The organism is Thalassobaculum sp., assembly GCF_040219615.1.
Lineage (GTDB): Bacteria > Pseudomonadota > Alphaproteobacteria > Thalassobaculales > Thalassobaculaceae > Thalassobaculum_A.
In genome coordinates this window covers 40,896-56,948 of sequence record NZ_JAVJSE010000022.1, presented here as the reverse complement: position 1 = coordinate 56,948, position 16,053 = coordinate 40,896, and the positions used below count along the sequence as shown (strand labels likewise).

Annotated in this window: 12 protein-coding genes; 6 read left to right on the top strand and 6 right to left on the bottom strand. The window is 70.9% G+C overall.

The annotated features are described in order from the left end of the window. Window positions 1-17: 17 nt before the first annotated feature. From purH to RIC31_RS12910, 3 genes are all read right to left on the bottom strand, one after another. A complete protein-coding gene (gene purH, locus RIC31_RS12920) occupies window positions 18-1,607 on the bottom strand; it encodes a bifunctional phosphoribosylaminoimidazolecarboxamide formyltransferase/IMP cyclohydrolase (RefSeq protein WP_350107817.1) in 1,590 nt (529 codons plus the stop codon). A 26-nt stretch (window positions 1,608-1,633) separates the two neighbouring features. Next, a complete protein-coding gene (locus RIC31_RS12915) occupies window positions 1,634-2,593 on the bottom strand; it encodes a DMT family transporter (protein WP_350107814.1) in 960 nt (319 codons plus the stop codon). Window positions 2,594-2,804: 211 nt separating this feature from the next. After that, window positions 2,805-4,520, bottom strand: coding sequence for an adenylate/guanylate cyclase domain-containing protein (locus RIC31_RS12910; protein ID WP_350107810.1), 1,716 nt, complete (start codon window positions 4,518-4,520; stop codon window positions 2,805-2,807). Window positions 4,521-4,632: 112 nt separating this feature from the next. Between RIC31_RS12910 and RIC31_RS12905 the strand changes: the two genes are divergently transcribed. The 4 genes from RIC31_RS12905 to RIC31_RS12890 are packed head-to-tail and all read left to right on the top strand — an operon-like array spanning window position 4,633 to window position 9,145. Then, on the top strand, window positions 4,633-5,397 hold the full coding sequence (locus RIC31_RS12905; RefSeq protein ID WP_350107807.1) for an ABC transporter ATP-binding protein: 765 nt from the start codon (window positions 4,633-4,635) through the stop codon (window positions 5,395-5,397). Continuing rightward, entirely contained in the window at window positions 5,390-6,124 is a 735-nt protein-coding gene (locus tag RIC31_RS12900) for an ABC transporter permease subunit (RefSeq protein WP_350107804.1), read from the top strand. Before RIC31_RS12905 ends, RIC31_RS12900 begins: the two co-directional genes overlap by 8 nt. Window positions 6,125-6,126: 2 nt before the next feature. Further along, window positions 6,127-8,079 (top strand): GldG family protein, encoded by a 1,953-nt coding sequence (locus RIC31_RS12895; RefSeq protein WP_350107801.1) that lies wholly within the window; start codon window positions 6,127-6,129, stop codon window positions 8,077-8,079. A 10-nt stretch (window positions 8,080-8,089) separates the two neighbouring features. Next, entirely contained in the window at window positions 8,090-9,145 is a 1,056-nt protein-coding gene (locus RIC31_RS12890) for a DUF4340 domain-containing protein (RefSeq protein WP_350107798.1), read from the top strand. A gap of 173 nt (window positions 9,146-9,318) precedes the next feature. Here the strand turns inward: RIC31_RS12890 and RIC31_RS12885 are convergent, their stop codons facing one another. The 3 genes from RIC31_RS12885 to clpB all read right to left on the bottom strand — a co-directional run bounded on the left by RIC31_RS12885 (window position 9,319) and on the right by clpB (window position 14,070). Further along, complete coding sequence (locus RIC31_RS12885; protein WP_350107794.1) at window positions 9,319-10,062, bottom strand: aldolase; 744 nt, start codon at window positions 10,060-10,062, stop codon at window positions 9,319-9,321. Between the two features lie 80 nt (window positions 10,063-10,142). Next, window positions 10,143-11,300 (bottom strand): TMEM43 family protein, encoded by a 1,158-nt coding sequence (locus RIC31_RS12880; RefSeq protein ID WP_350107791.1) that lies wholly within the window; start codon window positions 11,298-11,300, stop codon window positions 10,143-10,145. 151 nt (window positions 11,301-11,451) lie between these two features. Further along, window positions 11,452-14,070, bottom strand: coding sequence for an ATP-dependent chaperone ClpB (clpB, locus tag RIC31_RS12875; protein WP_350107788.1), 2,619 nt, complete (start codon window positions 14,068-14,070; stop codon window positions 11,452-11,454). 259 nt (window positions 14,071-14,329) lie between these two features. Between clpB and RIC31_RS12870 the strand changes: the two genes are divergently transcribed. Beyond that, window positions 14,330-15,091 (top strand): MOSC domain-containing protein, encoded by a 762-nt coding sequence (locus RIC31_RS12870; RefSeq protein ID WP_350107785.1) that lies wholly within the window; start codon window positions 14,330-14,332, stop codon window positions 15,089-15,091. Between the two features lie 267 nt (window positions 15,092-15,358). Continuing rightward, on the top strand, window positions 15,359-16,042 hold the full coding sequence (locus tag RIC31_RS12865) for a helix-turn-helix transcriptional regulator (protein ID WP_350107782.1): 684 nt from the start codon (window positions 15,359-15,361) through the stop codon (window positions 16,040-16,042). Window positions 16,043-16,053: the final 11 nt, after the last annotated feature.

Here is a 16,053-nt window from a genome sequence, read left to right as displayed (position 1 = left end):
GAGGAAAAGCGGAGGCCTCAGTGCCGGAAGTGCCGCATGCCGGTCAGCACCATGGCCAGGCCCTTCTCGTCGGCGGCGGCGATCACCTCGTCGTCGCGCATCGAGCCGCCGGGCTGGATCACCGCGGTGGCGCCGGCCTCGGCGACCGCCAGCAGGCCGTCGGCGAACGGGAAGAAGGCGTCGGAGGCGGCGGCCGAGCCGACCGTGCGCGGCTCCGCCCAGCCGGCGGCCCGGGCGGCGTCCTGGGCCTTCAGGGCGGCGATGCGCGCCGAATCGATCCGGCTCATCTGGCCGGCGCCGATGCCGGCGGTCGAGCCGTCCTTCACGTAGACGATGGTGTTCGACTTGACGTGCTTGGCGATCCGGAACGCCAGCAGCAGGTCGCGCATCTCCTGCGCGGTCGGCGCCCGCCTGGTGACGACCCTGAGGTCGGCCTCCGTGACCCGGCCGTTGTCGCGGTTCTGCACCAGCAGGCCGCCGGCCAGGTTGCGGACCATATGGCCCGGCGCGGTCGGGTCGGGCAGCGCGCCGGTGCGCAGCAGGATCCGCGGGTTCTTCTTGGCGGCGAACACCCGGAGCGCGTCGTCGTCGAATGCCGGCGCGATGATCACCTCGCTGAAGATCCGGCCGATCTTCTCGGCGGTCTCGCCGTCCAGGGTGCGGTTCAGGGCGACGATGCCGCCGTAGGCGCTGACCGGGTCGCAGGCCAGTGCCGCATCCCAGGCGGCGCTGAGCGAGTCGGCGACCGCCACCCCGCAGGGGTTGGCGTGCTTGATGATCGCGATGCCCGGCCCGTCGAGCTCGGCGACCAGTTCGAAGGCGGCGTCGGTGTCGTTCAGGTTGTTGTAGCTGAGCGCCTTGCCCATCAGCTGCTCGGCGCTGGCCACGCCCGGCCGGTTCTCGGCGGTCCTGTAGAAGGCGGCCTGCTGGTGCGGGTTCTCGCCGTAGCGCAGCACCTGCGGGGCCGAGCCGGCGAGCGTGAAGCGGCGCGGGAAGCCGTCGCCCAGCTCGCCCGCCAGCCAGCCGGCGATGGCGGCGTCGTAGGCGGCGGTGCGGGCATAGGCGGTGGCGGCCAGCTTGCGGCGCAGCGCCAGGCTGGTGGCGCCGTCGTTGGCGCGCATCTCGTCGAGCACCGCGTCGTAGTCCTCGACGTCGACCACCACGGTGACGAAGTCGTGGTTCTTGGAGGCGGCGCGGATCATCGCCGGCCCGCCGATGTCGATGTTCTCGACGGATTCCTCCCAGCCGGCCCCCCGCGCACGGGTCGCCTCGAACGGGTACAGGTTGACCACCAGCAGGTCGATCGGCGCGATGCCGTGCTTCTGCATGGCCGCGACATGGTCGTCCAGGTCGCGGCGTCCGAGCAGGCCGCCGTGGATCACCGGGTGCAGGGTCTTGACCCGGCCGTCCATGATCTCCGGGAAGCCGGTGCGGTCGGCGACCTCGACCACCGGCACGCCGGCATCGGCCAGCGCCCTGGCGGTGCCGCCGGTCGACAGGATCTCGACGCCCATGCCGGCGAGGGCGCGGCCGAACTCGACCAGGCCGGACTTGTCGGACACGGAAATCAGGGCACGGGCGACGGGGACGCGATCGATCTCGGCCATCGGGCGGGAACTCCTCGGAACGGCGGTCAGGCTCGCCCGGGCTTATCCTCGCTCGCGGCCATCGGGTCAACAGCCGGCGCGGCGACGGGCTGTCGCCGCAGCCGCGACTCGCGGATGCCGATATAGGTGGCGCTGGCGAAGATCAGGGCGCCGCCGACCCAGGTCCACAGGTCCGGCACCTCGCCGAACATCACGAAGCCGATGGCGGCGGCCCAGATCAGCTTGCTGAAGTCCATCGGCAGCACCGCCGACGCGTCGGCCAGCTTGAACGACTGGTTCATCGCGGTCTGTGCGACCGTCCCGAGGATGCCGAGCCCGGCCAGTATCGCCAGCGCCTCCAGCCCCGGCCAGGTCCAGTACGGGGCGGCCGCCGCCAGGGCGACCGGCGCCAGGAAGATCGAGGCGTAGGCCGTGATGGTGACGCTGGACTCGGTGCGGGTCAGCACCTTGATGACCATCAGCGCGACCGCCCACACCACCGACGAGCCGATCACCAGCAGCGGCCCGAACCCGACCTCGACGATGCCCGGGCGCAGGATGATCAGCGCGCCGGCGAAGCCGACCAGGATGGCGGTCCAGCGCCGCAGCCGGACCACCTCGCCGAGCAGCAGCATCGCCAGCAGGGTGGCGAACAGCGGCGCGGTGAAGCCCAGCGCCGCGACCGTGGCCAGCGGCGTGATCGACAGGCTGTAGAAGAACATCAGCATGGCGGCGGCGTTCAGCGCGCCGCGCAGCGCGAACAGCTTCAGCTTGCCGGTCCTCAGCGGGGCCCAGCCCTGGCGCATGAACACCGGGGCGAGCGCGACGAAGCCGAAGAACACCCGGAAGAACGCGACCTCGAACGGGTGCATCTCGCCGGTCAGGCTGAGATGCCGGATGCCGGCATGCATGATGCTGAACGCCGCCGCGGCCAGCGCCATCATCAGGGCGCCGGCGAGCGGGGCGGGGATCGACGTCGGCCGACGGAAGGGGGGTGCGAATGCCACCGACCCACCCTAGGTCCCGTGCTGCACTGCGACAAGCGCCGGAGGGGAACGGGTGCGGTGTGCGCCGAGGCGGCGGATGGGTCCCGGAGCCGTCCCGGATCAAGTCCGGGACTCTCCGGAATGACGGTGCAATTTCTATCTGTCATCCCGGAGAATCCGCGCGAGCGGATGGCTCCGGGACCCACGGAGCGACGGGGCGTCGAGGCGGCTACTACCCCGGCAGCGCCGACGCGTCGGCCACCACCCGCACCGCCAGGGTCCGGCTGCGGCCGCGGATGTCGATCTCCAGGGTCGGGGCGGCGCCGAGGTCGACGCCGGCGGCCTCGACCAGCGACTGCGAGACGATCAGCTGGGCGCCGTGCTCCTTGGTCAGCGCCTCCAGCCGGCTGGCGGTGTTGACGGTGTCGCCGACCGCGGTCACGCCGCGCACCCGGCCGTAGCCCATCTCGCCGACGATCGCCGAGCCGAGATGGATACCGATGCCGATCCGCAGCGGCGCGTTCAGGTCGCCCTCCAGGCTGGCGTTCAGGTCGGCCAGCCGCTCGCCCATCGCGCGGGCCGCGGCCAGCGCCTGGCGGGCGCCTTCGCCCGGGCCGGAGTCTATGCCGAACAGCGCCATGATGCCGTCGCCGATGAACTTGTCGATGCGGCCCCCGGCGCCCTCGATCGCGGCCCCCATCTCGGCGAAGTACCGGTTCAGGATGAACACCACGTCGTATGGCAGGCGGTGCTCGGACAGCTGGGTGAAGCCGCGCAGGTCGGCGAACAGCACCGCGATGTCGAGCTCGCGGCCCTGCAGGTAGTCGGGCCCGCCGCGCGCATGGCCCACCCCGGCGGTGTGCGGCGGCAGCAGCGGCATGACCTCCAGGCCGTCGACCACCACGGTCTGGCAGGCGAGGCGCACGTTCGGCGGGGCGGCGATCCGGCTGAGCACCCTGGCCTCGGCCTCGCTCGGCCGCGCCAGGTCGTCCAGGCCGGCGCCGATCCTGATCCGGCAGGTCGAGCAGCGGCCGCGGCCGCCGCACACCGAGGCGTGCGGGATGCCGTAATGCTGGCTGACCGACAGCACCGTCATGCCGGCCATGGCGCGGACGCTCTTGCCGCTGCCGTAGCGCAGGGTGGCGTCGCGGCTGCGGTGCTCGACGGCCAGGCGCACCGACCGGGCGACGAAGGCGGCCGCCACCGCCGCCGCGAAGCCGATGCGGGCCCAGTCCATCAGCCGAACGGTAGCGGCGATCTCGGGGCTCGCCGGCAGGTTCATGGCGGCGACCGCGGCGCTCAGCCAGGCCGGGTCCCGGGCGAGCTCGCGGATCTCCATGCCGGCGGCGACGTAGCCGGCCAGCGACGCCGTCGGCACCGCGACCGCGGCCGCCAGCAGCCACGGTGCGGCCCGCTCGAACCACGGCCGGAAGCGCAGCCAGAGATACAGGCCGACGCAGCCATGCACCCAGGCGACCGTCAGGGCGACCGGCTGCTTGACCGTCTGCCAGGACGAGAACACCCACATGTTCAGCAGCGCGTAGGTGTAGCTGTCGTTCACCCCCAGCACCGCGCTGGCGTAGCGGGTGGCGATCGCGTGGTCGAGCAGCAGCAGCGGGATCGCCAGCCCCAGCACCAGCTGGGCGATCTCGGCCGGCGACATGGCGCGCAGCGAGTCGCGCAGCCAGATCGCCCGCAGCGCGATCAGCACATGGGCCGCCAGCCCGCCATACAGCAGCACCGTGCCGACCGGATTGCGCCACAGGGCGACGAACGGGCCGCTGGCCGCGGCCAGCGCCTCCAGCGACCAGATCCCGACCGCGTGGTTCAGCAGATGGGTGAGGACGTAGGCGAACAGGATCAGCCCGGAGACCAGCCGGATCCGGGCGATCGCGGCGTTCAGGGAGAGGGTGCGGGACGGTCCCGGACGGTCGACGATCGCTGCCATGATCTCTCCACAATGTCGGGCAGACTACCGCGGTAACTTGTAATTCGCAGGGAAATTGGTACACCAGCCAACCGCATGCGGCGGTCTTTCCAGTCATCATGGTCCATCGAACATGACGAACGCATTATCGGTGCGCGGTCTGGTCAAGCGCTTCGGGCCGAAGACCGCGGTCGACGGCCTCAGCTTCGAAGTAGCGGCCGGTGAAGTCCTCGGCTTTCTCGGCCCGAACGGGGCCGGCAAGTCGACCACGATGAAGATGATCTGCGGGTTCCTGGCGCCGACCGCCGGCACCGCGGTGATCTGCGGGCACGACGTGCTGGAGGATCCCATCGCCGCCAAGCGGGCGCTGGGCTACCTGCCGGAAGGCGCGCCGGCCTATCCCGACATGACCACCATCGGCTTCCTGGAGTTCATCGCCGGGGTGCGCGGCTACGACGGCGCCGAGCGCCGCGAGCGGGTGGCCGGCGCAATGGCCAAGACCCGGCTCGAGGAGGTCACCCACCAGCCGATCGAGACCCTGTCGAAGGGTTTCAAGCGACGGGTCGGCCTGGCCCAGGCGCTGCTGCACGAGCCGCCGGTGCTGATCCTCGACGAGCCGACCGACGGCCTCGACCCGAACCAGAAGTTCGAGGTCCGCAAGCTGATCCGCGAGATGGCGGCCGACAAGGCGATCGTGATCTCGACCCACATCCTGGAGGAGGTCGACGCGGTGTGCTCGCGCGCCATGATCATCGCGCGCGGCCGGGTCCTGGCCGACGACACCCCGGACGGCCTGCGCGGCCTGGCGCCCAGCGGAAACCTGGACGACGTGTTCCGCGCCGTGACGACCGGGGCCGTGACGACCGGGACCGTCGGCACGGAGGCGGCCCATGCGTAACGTCGCCCTGATCACCCGGCGCGAGCTGCGCGGCTACTTCGCCACCCCGCTGGCCTATATCTTCATCGTCATCTTCCTGGTCCTGGCCGGCGCGCTCACCTTCTTCCTGGGCGGGCTGCTGCAGCGCGGCCAGGCCGACCTGCAGCCGTTCTTCACCTTCCATCCCTGGCTGTACCTGTTCCTGGTGCCGGCGCTGTCGATGCGGCTGTGGGCGGAGGAGCGGCGGACCGGCACCATCGAGCTGTTCCTGACCCTGCCGATCACCATGGGCGAGGCGGTGATCGCCAAGTTCCTGGCGGCCTGGGTGTTCACCGCGATCGCGCTGGCGCTGACCTTCCCGCTGTGGATCACCGTCAACCTGCTCGGCAATCCCGACAACGGGGTGATCCTGGCGTCCTACATCGGCAGCCTGCTGATGGCCGGCGCCTTCCTGGCTGTCGGCTCGATGATCTCGGCCGCCACCAAGAACCAGGTCATCGCCTTCGTGGTGACGACCGCCGTGCTGTTCGTGTTCGCGCTCGCCGGCAGCGACTTCGTGCTGGAGGCGTTCCGCGGCTGGGCGCCGGCCATGGTCGTCGACATCGTCGCCGGCTTCGGCTTCCTCACGCATTTCCAGGCGATCGCGCGCGGCGTGATCGACCTGCGCGATGCGATCTTCTTCGGCTCGACCATCGCGCTGGCGCTGTTCGCCAACGCGCTGATCGTGGACCTCAAGAAGGCGGACTGACCATGACCACCCCGCATCCCGCCGCGACCGACACCGCGCGCCGCCGCGACCCCGCCCGCCTGACCGCCCTGGCGCTGGCCCTGCTGGCGGTGCTGTTCGTCGCGGTCAACGTCCTGGTGTCGTTCACCCTGACGGCCCAGCGCGTCGACCTGACGGCGGACAAGCTGTACTCGCTGTCGCCGGCCACCCAGCGCGTGCTCGACGCCATCGAGGAGCCGGTCACGCTCCGGCTGTTCTACTCCAAGCGGCTCGGCACCCAGGCGCCCGGCTACGGCATCTATGCCGAGCGCGTGCAGGACGTGCTGCGCGAATACGCCAGCCTTTCCGACGGCAAGGTGATCCTGGAGATCTACGACCCGACGCCGTTCACCCCGGTCGAGGACCGTGCGGTGTCCTTCGGCCTGCAGCAGATCCCGCTCGAGGGCGTCGAGGGCAACGTGTTCTTCGGCCTCGCCGGGTCGAACATGACCGACGACGTCGAGACCATCCCGTTCCTGCAGCCGGACCGCGAGGCGCTGCTGGAATACGACCTCACCAAGATGATCTACGCGCTGTCGCAGGGGGCGTCCGGCAAGGTCGGGCTGATCGGCTCGCTGAAGATCGACGGCGACGTCCGCATGGGCCAGACGGGCCGGCCCGAGCAGGTCCCGCCGATGGTGGTCGCCGAGCGCATCCGCGAGGTCCTCGACATCGAGACTCTGCCGAACGACGTCCAGAAGATCCCGGACGACATCGCGATCCTGATGGTCGCGCACCCGAAGAACCTGTCGCCGCGCACGCTGTTCGCGATCGACCAGTACATCCTGGGCGGCGGCAAGGCGGCGATCTTCGTCGATCCCTATGCCGAGTCCCAGGCCGGCCCGATGACCGGCGGGCCGATGGCCGACGCGCCGTCGAGCACCCTGGAGCCGATCTTCGAGGCCTGGGGCCTGCAGATGCCGATCGACAAGGTGGTGGGCGACCGCTTCGCCGCCCGCCGGGTCGGGCAGCCGAACGGTCGCGACTACGTGTCCTACGTGCCGTGGCTGCTGCTGCGCGGGGCCCGCAACCTGAACCGGGAATCGCCGATCACCGCGCAGATCGACACCCTCGCGGTGGCCAGCGCCGGGGCCCTGTCGGTCAAGGACGGCGCGGCGATCACCCTGACGCCGCTGGTGACCTCCAGCCCCGGCTCGATGCTGATCGACGCGAAGAAGCTGATGGGGCCGGTGCCGGAGCCGGAGAAGCTGCTGCGCGAATACCAGGCCGGCGACGCCTATGTCCTGGCCGGCATGGTGACCGGCACCGTCAAGACCGCCTTCCCGGACGGTCGACCGGCCCTGGCCGACGGCCAGGACGACGACCCGACCGCCGTGTTCGACACCGTGCTGACCGAGTCGAAGGGCCCGATCCAGGCGGTCGTGGTGGCCGACAGCGACGTGCTGATCGACCGCTTCTGGGTGCAGTACCGCGAGTTCTTCGGCCGCCGCGTGGCGGTGCCGGGGGCCGGCAACGGCGATTTCGTCGCCAACGTCATGGACGGGCTGACCGGCTCGTCGGCGTTGCTCGACCTGCGCGGCCAGGGCTCGTCCTACCGCCCGTTCGAGGTGATCGAGCAGATCAAGCGCGAGGCCGACCGCAAGTACCAGGCCAAGGAGCAGGAGCTGCGCGAGACCCTGGCCGAGACCCAGACGAAGCTGGACGCCCTGCGCGACCGGCAGGCCAGCACCGGCGGCCCGGTGGCGCTCAGCGACGAGGAGCGCCGGCAGGTCACCGAGTACCAGCGCCAGATCCTGCGGCTGCGGAACGAGTTGCGCGAGGTCCAGCGCTCGCTGCGCGAGGACGTCGAGCGGCTGGAGACCAAGGTGCTGTTCGCCAACATCGCGTTGATGCCGGTGCTGGTGGCGATCTTCGCGCTGGCCCTGGCCGCCTGGCGGGTCCGCCGCCGGTCGCGCCGCAGCGCGGTCGAGGCGTGAGGAGGGGGCCATGATCCGACGACGTACCGTCTTCCTGCTCGGCGCCGCCACCCTGGTGGCCACCGCCGCCGCCGTGGTCGCGGTGATCGACCGGACCGCGGAGACCCGCAGCGAGGTCGAGGCCGAACGGCTGTTCCCGGACCTGCAGGAGCGGGCCGGCGAGGTGCAGCAGGTCAGGATCGCCCGGGCGGAGGGGGCCGAGACCGGCACGGTCACGCTGCTGCGCACCGAGAACGGCTGGATCCTCAAGGAACGCGACCAGTATCCGGCGCGCACCGACCTGGTCCGCAAGCTGCTGTTCGACCTGGGCCAGCTCGAGCTGATCGAACGCAAGACCGCCGACCCGGCCCGCCTCGACCGCCTGGACCTGGCGGATCTCGGGCAGAAGGGCTCGCAGGCGTCGCGGATCGCCGTGACCACCGCCGGCGGCGACACCCTGGCCGACCTGTTCATCGGCAAGAAGCGCGAGAGCCTGACCGGCGGCAAGCCGATGGTCTATGTCCGGCGCGGCGGCGAGAACCAGAGCTACCTAGCCGAGGGCGAGCTGGACCTGCGCGGCGGCCCGGTCGAGTGGCTGGTGCAGGAGGTCGTGAACATCCCGAAGGAGACCATCGTGGCGGCCGAGCTGACCTCGGCCGCCGGCGAGATCCTGCGGCTGGAGCGGGACGGCCAGGATTTCCGGATCGCCGGACTGCCCGAGGGCCGGAAGATCGGCTCGCAGTACAGCGTGAACAACGCCGCGACGCTGATCGAGCGGCTGCTGTTCGACGACGTGCGGTCGGCGGCCGGGCTGGACTTCGACGGCGGGCCGGGCGGTGCCGTGTACTCCACCGGTGACGGCCTGACGGTCAGCCTGGACCTGGCGGCGGCGCCGGACGGCAACGGGGCGTCGCCGTGGATCAGGGTCGAGGTGGCGATCGCCGGAGACGCCGGCGAGGAGGCCCGCAAGCGCGGCGAGGCGGCACGGGCGCAGACCGAGGGCTGGGCCTACCGGCTGTCGTCCTACAACCTGGAGCGCCTGCAGGCGACCATCGAGTCCCTGACCAAGCCGGCCGAGGGCTCGTAGGCACCGGTCGGGACGGCCCGTCGCTCCGTGGATCCCGGAGCCAGCGGCTCACGCGGCTTCTCCGGGATGACGATTCCATCTCTCTTCCGTCATTCCGGAGGGGGCGCGTCGGCGCCCGGCTCCGGAACCCACCGGCCACCGACATCGGTGCCGCACTGCATCGGCGCCGCCGGCTACATCCGGTAGCCCGGCTCCTCGCGGTCGAGGATGCGGCGCAGCGCCTTGAAGTGCCGGTCGGCGACCGCCCGGCGCTCCTCCTCCATCTGCCCCATCACCCGGGCCCGGACGTTGTCGCCGATCCGGCGCAGGGTGCCGCCGGTCGACTTGGCGTGCACCTGGAACATCGCCGCGCGCTCCAGGTAGTACAGGTCGTTGAAGGCGTCGGCGACGGTCGGCCCCGACACCAGCACCCCGTGCGACGCCAGCATCAGGATCGGCTTGCCGTCCATCTGCGCCGCCATCCGGTCGCCCTCCTCGGTGGCCAGCGCCAGGCCCTCGTAGTCATCGTCATAGGCGATCCGGTCGTCGAACATCAGGGCGTTCTGCTCGACCATCTCCAGCCGGCCGCCCTCCAGCAGGGTCAGGGCGGTGGCATAGGGCTGGTGGGTGTGCAGGACGACGGCGGCGCTCGGGTGGTTCACGTGGATCCGGCTGTGGATGCAGAACGCCGTCGCCTCGACCGTCTCGTCGCCCTCCAGCACGGTGCCGTCGGCGTCGCACAGCACCAGCGACGACGCGGTGATCTCCGACCAGTGCCAGCCGAACGGATTGATCAGGAACCGGTCGCCCCGGATGGTGCCGTCCGGCTCCGGGACGGCCGCCGAGAAATGGTTGTCGACCCCCTCGTTCAGCCCCATGCGGGCGGCCCAGCGCAGGGCGCAGGCGAGGTCGACGCGAAGCTGGGCGACGGTGTTCATGGATGCTCACTCCCCGGGACGGTTTCGATTTTCCCGGAGTGTGCCGCGCCCGGCGGGCATGGGGAAGGGGGAGGGCGGCGTCAGGTTTCCGCGGGAGCGGGCGCCGCCGACCGGCGGCGCGGGACCAGCCGTCGTATCGCCAGCATCAGCACCACCGCGGCGACGATCAGGCCGCCGGCGATCAGCGGCCGGAACGCCAGCCACGACAGGGCGATGGTCAGCAGTGTCAGCGGCACCGCCGCGATCAGCGCGATACCGAACGCGGCGAAGCCGACGATGCTCGCCAGGAACGGCAGCACGCTTGCCAGCCACGTCAGCGGGCTGGCCAGCAGGGCGATGCCGACCAGCATCATCAGGAAGCCGGCCGCCCGCAGGATCCAGGTGAACAGGGCCTCTTCGGCCTTGGCCTCCCGGAACATCGACTCGGCGTCGTGGGCACCGGTCCGCACCAGCTCGATCACGTGGCCGTTCGCGGCGCGGTAGGCCGTGAGGCCGCCTGCCGCCTGTCTGGCCACGACACTGACGGTCTGCGCCGGCACCGCCTGGAAGAGGATACGAAGGTCGCCGACCTGCGGGCTCTCCGGTGCGCCGCGCACGATCGCCTCGCCGTCGCGCCGGAACCCGGCGGGCAGGGCGGCGTCGCCGTCCACCGGCAACGGCTCGAAGTCGTCGATCTGCCGGATCTGCGACTCCCCGAGGGTATAGGCGCCGAGCCGGACCGGGCGGGCGTCGAGGGTCTGGCTGCGGTACGGCAGCCTCGGGTTGCCGTGCCCTTCCGGCCGCCGGAACGTCGAGGAATCGATCTCCGCCTCCGACCAGCCGGTGACGTAGCTGTATGTGGTGCGCGTCGTCTCCTTGCCGCCGACGCCGGTCTCGGTCGAGGTCTCCTTGTCCTCGCGCCACTGGTACATCTCGACCCGGCGTTCCAGGCGCAGCAGCCGGTCGCCGCCGACCTTGAAGACCGGGTCGACCAGCGGCGCCGTCACGGTGGCGGGCCCGGAGACGTGGATGAGCCTGCCGTCGTTGGCGGGATCGACGCGGTCGGCCGGAACCACGACCACCATGCCGGCTCCGGCGTCGAGCGCGACGATGGCGTCGACCGCCCGGCCCTCGTTCCACACCAGCACGAAGAAGCTGCCGGCGAACAGCAGGACGCCTACCAGCGCACCGGCCAGGGATCCGCCGAGCCGGCTCGCCCAGCTCTTCTCGCTGACTTCGGTGAAGCTGTCTTCCCGCACGGGAGCCACGCGTCCGCTGGAGGTACCGAACCCGCGCCTTTCCGGGCCTCCGGCAGGTCGCTGGCATCAGACTACGCTGGATCGGGGGGGGGGCGATACGGGATCTCGTCGCCGCCCGGCGGCGGGCCGGGACGGCGACGAGACCGGGCGACTACTCCGCCGCCTCGATGGTGACTTCCTCGGCGCGCGCCGCCTTCTCGCCGTCGATGGCGAGCTGGCCGTCGAGCACCGACACCGTCACCCGGGCGCCGTCGCGGATCCGGCCCTCCAGGATCCGGTTGGCCAGCGGGTTCTGCAGCGAGCGCTGGATCACCCGCTTCAGCGGCCGGGCCCCGTAGACCGGGTCGTAGCCGGCGTCGGCCAGCCAGGCCAGGGCGGCGTCGTCGAGCTCCAGCGAGATGTTGCGGTCCGTCAGCATCTTGCGCAGGCGGCCGAGCTGGATGTCGACGATGTGCTTCATCGAGTCGCGGCCGAGCCGGGTGAACAGCAGGATCTCGTCCAGCCGGTTCAGGAACTCCGGCCGGAACGCGTGGCGCACCACGTCCATCACGCCGTCGCGGACCGCCTCCACCGACTCGCCGTCGGGCTGGCCGGCCAGCAGGTCGGCGCCGAGGTTGGAGGTCATGATGATCAGCGTGTTGCGGAAGTCGACGGTACGGCCCTGGCCGTCGGTCAGGCGGCCGTCGTCGAGCACCTGCAGCAGCACGTTGAACACGTCCGGATGGGCCTTCTCGACCTCGTCGAACAGCACCACCTGGTAGGGCCGCCGCCGCACCGCCTCGGTGAGCGCGCCGCCCTCCTCGTAGCCGACATAGCCTGGCGGGGCGCCGATCAGCCGGGCGACCGCGTGCTTCTCCATGTACTCGGACATGTCCATGCGGACCATCGCCTGCTCGTCGTCGAACAGGAACTCGGCCAGCGCCTTGGTCAGCTCGGTCTTGCCGACGCCGGTCGGGCCCAGGAACAGGAACGAGCCGATCGGCCGGTTCGGGTCCTGCAGCCCGGCCCGGGCCCGGCGCACCGCGTTGGCGACCGCGCCGATCGCCTCGTCCTGGCCGATCACCCGCTTGTGCAGGTTGACCTCCATGGCCAGCAGCTTCTCGCGCTCGCCCTCCAGCATCTTGTCGACCGGGATGCCGGTCCACTTCGACACCACGGACGCGATGTCGCTGTCGTTGACCTCCTCCTTCAGCATCCGCTTGGACGACGCGTCCTCGGCCTGGGCCAGGGTCTGCTCGAGCTGGGGGATCACCGAGTAGGTCAGCTCGCCGGCGCGCGTCAGGTCGCCCTGGCGCTTGGCCACCTCCAGCTCCTGGCGGGCCTGGTCGAGCTTCTCCTTCAGCTTCTGCGAGCCGGACAGCATCTCCTTCTCGTTCTGCCAGCGCGCGGTCAGCTCGCCGGCGCGATCCTCCAGGTCGGCGAGCTCGCTCTCCAGCTTGTCGAGACGGTCGCGGCTGGCCTTGTCGTCCTCCTTCTTGAGGGCCTCGCGCTCGATCTTGAGCTGGATGATCTTGCGGTCCAGCTCGTCGATCGCCTCGGGCTTGCTGTCGACCTCCATGCGCCGGCGGCTGGCGGCCTCGTCCATCAGGTCGATGGCCTTGTCGGGCAGGAAGCGGTCGGTGATGTAGCGGTTCGACAGGTTGGCGGCCGCCACCAGGGCGCCGTCGGTGATCCGCACGCCGTGGTGCAGCTCGTACTTCTCCTTCAGGCCGCGCAGGATCGAGATGGTCTCGACCACCCCGGGCTCCGACACGAACACCGGCTGGAAGCGCCGCGCCAGGGCGGCGTCCTTCTCGATGTGCTTGCGGTACTCGTCCAGCGTGGTGGCGCCGACGCAGTGCAGCTCGCCGCGCGCCAGCGCCGGCTTCAGCATGTTGGAGGCGTCCATCGCGCCCTCGGCGGCGCCGGCGCCGACCAGGGTGTGCAGCTCGTCGATGAACAGGATGACCTCGCCCTCGGAATGGCCGAGCTCGTTCAGCACCGCCTTCAGCCGCTCCTCGAACTCGCCGCGGAACTTCGCACCGGCGATCAGGGCGCCCAGGTCGAGCACCAGCAGGCGCTTGTTCTTGAGGCCCTCGGGGACATCGCCGTTGACGATGCGCTGCGCCAGCCCCTCGACGATGGCGGTCTTGCCGACCCCGGGCTCGCCGATCAGGACCGGATTGTTCTTGGTGCGGCGCGACAGCACCTGGATGGTGCGGCGGATCTCCTCGTCGCGGCCGATGACCGGGTCGATCTTGCCGTTGCGGGCCGCTTCGGTCAGGTCGCGGGTGTATTTCTTCAGGGCATCGAAGTTGCCTTCGGCGTTGGCGGAGTCGGCGGTCCGGCCCTTGCGGATGTCCTGGATCGCATGCTCGAGGGCCTGCGGGTTCACGCCGGCGTCCTTGAGAGCCTTGGCCGCGTCGGTCCCGGCCGCCATCGCGATCGCCAGCAGCAGCCGCTCGACCGTCACGAACTGGTCCCCGGCCTTCTCGGCCACCTGCTCGGCCTGGCTCAGCACCCGGGCCAGTTCCGGCGACATGTAGACCTGGCCGGCTCCGCTGCCCTCGACGCGCGGGACCTTGCCGAGCGTCGCCTCGACCGCGATCCGGGCGGCCTTCGGGTCGCCGCCGGCGCGTTCGATCAGACTGGAGGCCAGACCCTCCTTGTCGTCCAGGAAGACCTTCAGCAGGTGGTCGACCAGCAGGCGCTGGTGACCCTGGCCGAGCGCATAGGTCTGGGCCGACTGCAGGAAACCGCGCGAGCGGTCGGACAGTTTCTCGAAGTTCATCAGTGTCTCCGTCGAGTACCGCGTTTCGCCAGTACCGCCGCGCCGACCCCGTTCAGGCGATCGTGCGACGTTCGGCGGAGGATACCGGTTTGCCGAGGACTCGTGGACTCTCGACCGACCCGGCACGGTCCGATACGGCCCCGCCCTCCGTCACGATGGCATATGGGTGTTGCCGTATTGCAACACAAGCGCCCGCGACACCTTGTCGACCCCTCGCCGGAACGTTGACATCCGCCGGGGGCGGGCGTTCTTTCGAACCATGAGCATCACCGTCGCTGCACTGCAACGTTACCCGGTCAAGGGCCTGTCCGCGCAGGCGCTCGCGACGGTCGAACTGCGCGCCGGTCGGGCCATCCCGCACGACCGGCGGTTCGCGGTCGCGCACGGCACCGCGCCGATCGACCCGGCGGCGCCGAAATGGCTGTCCAAGGCGCATTTCCTTCAGCTCATGAGCAATCCACGGCTGGCGGCGCTGTCGGTCGAGTACGATCCGGAGACCACCACCCTGGTGCTGCAGCGCGGCGGCCGCACCGTGGCGCGCGGCGCCTTGTCCACCCAGACCGGGCGGACCGTGATCGAGCAGTTCTTCGCGGCCTATCTGAAGGCCGAATTGCGCGGTGCCCCGCGACTGGTCGACCGCGGAGACGAGTCGTTCAGCGACGCCGACGCGCCGTTCGTGTCGATCATCAACCGCGCCTCGGTCGCGGACCTCGAGCGGGTCGTCGGCCGGCCGGTCGACCCGGCGCGCTTCCGCGGCAACATCCTGCTGGACGGCGCCGCGCCCTGGGTCGAGTTCGGCTGGGTCGGCCGCCGCCTGCGGATCGGGTCGGCGGAGCTGACGGTCGAGGAACGGATCGGCCGCTGCGCCGCGACCAACGTCGATCCGTCGACCGGACAGCGCGACCTGACCGTTCCGCGCGACCTGCTGCGCGGCTTCGGGCACGAGGACTGCGGGATCTACGCCCGGGTGACGCTCGGCGGTCAGGTGGTTCCGGGCGACCCGGTCACCGTGCTGGACTGAGCCGGGACCGGCCGCAAGCACAGCCGGCGCCTCAGAACCCAGAGCTTCAGGAGCCATCTGAACGGCGATGCCGGCATCGCGTGCCGTGACGGCGCGGGAGCCCGGACCCGGGGGTCGAGGCCGAGCGCGATCTGTCTGTCGGTGTCGTAGCAAGGTCCCATGCCCGCACCCTGCGCCCAGGCTGCCGACAGCACGGTGTCAGCAGGGAGGCGGCAGCCCGGGTACTTCCTGACAGCGTCCTGACAGCAGACCGGGGTAGACTGCGCCATGCGCCGTGCCGATCGCCTGTTCCGGATCGTCGACGAACTGCGCCGCCGGCGGCGGGCGACGCGGGCGTCCGAGCTCGCGACGTTGCTGGAGGTGTCGTCGCGCACGATCTACCGCGACATGGCCGACCTGATGGCGAGCGGTGTGCCGGTCGAGGGCTCGGCCGGCGTCGGCTACCTTCTGCGGCCGGGCTACCACATGCCGCCGCTGATGTTCGATGCCGACGAGATCGAGGCGCTGGTGTTCGGCCTCCGGATCGTCCAGAGCTGGACCGACCCGGCGATGGCCGAGGCTGCCGGCCGCGCCGTCGACCGGGTGCGCGCGGCGGTCCCGGAACAGCTGGACCGGCGGATCGCCGATCTCGCGCTGTTCGCGCCGCCGCGTCAGTCGGTCGATCCCGAGTACCGGATCGACAGCGGCCCCTACCGCCGGGCGATCCGCGATCGCCAGACGCTGCAGATTCTGTATGAGGACGAATCGGCACAGCGGACCGAGCGCCGGGTCAGGCCGCTCGGACTGCTGTTCTACGGGCCGAAGTGGCTGCTCGCCGCATGGTGCGAGCTGCGGCAGGATTTCCGCACGTTCCGGCTCGACCGGATCGCGGCGGTGCAGTCGATCGACGAGCGGTTCCGACCGGAGCCCGGCCGGACGCTCGCCGATTTTCTCGACCGCTGGAGCGAGTAGCGGGGGGCCGC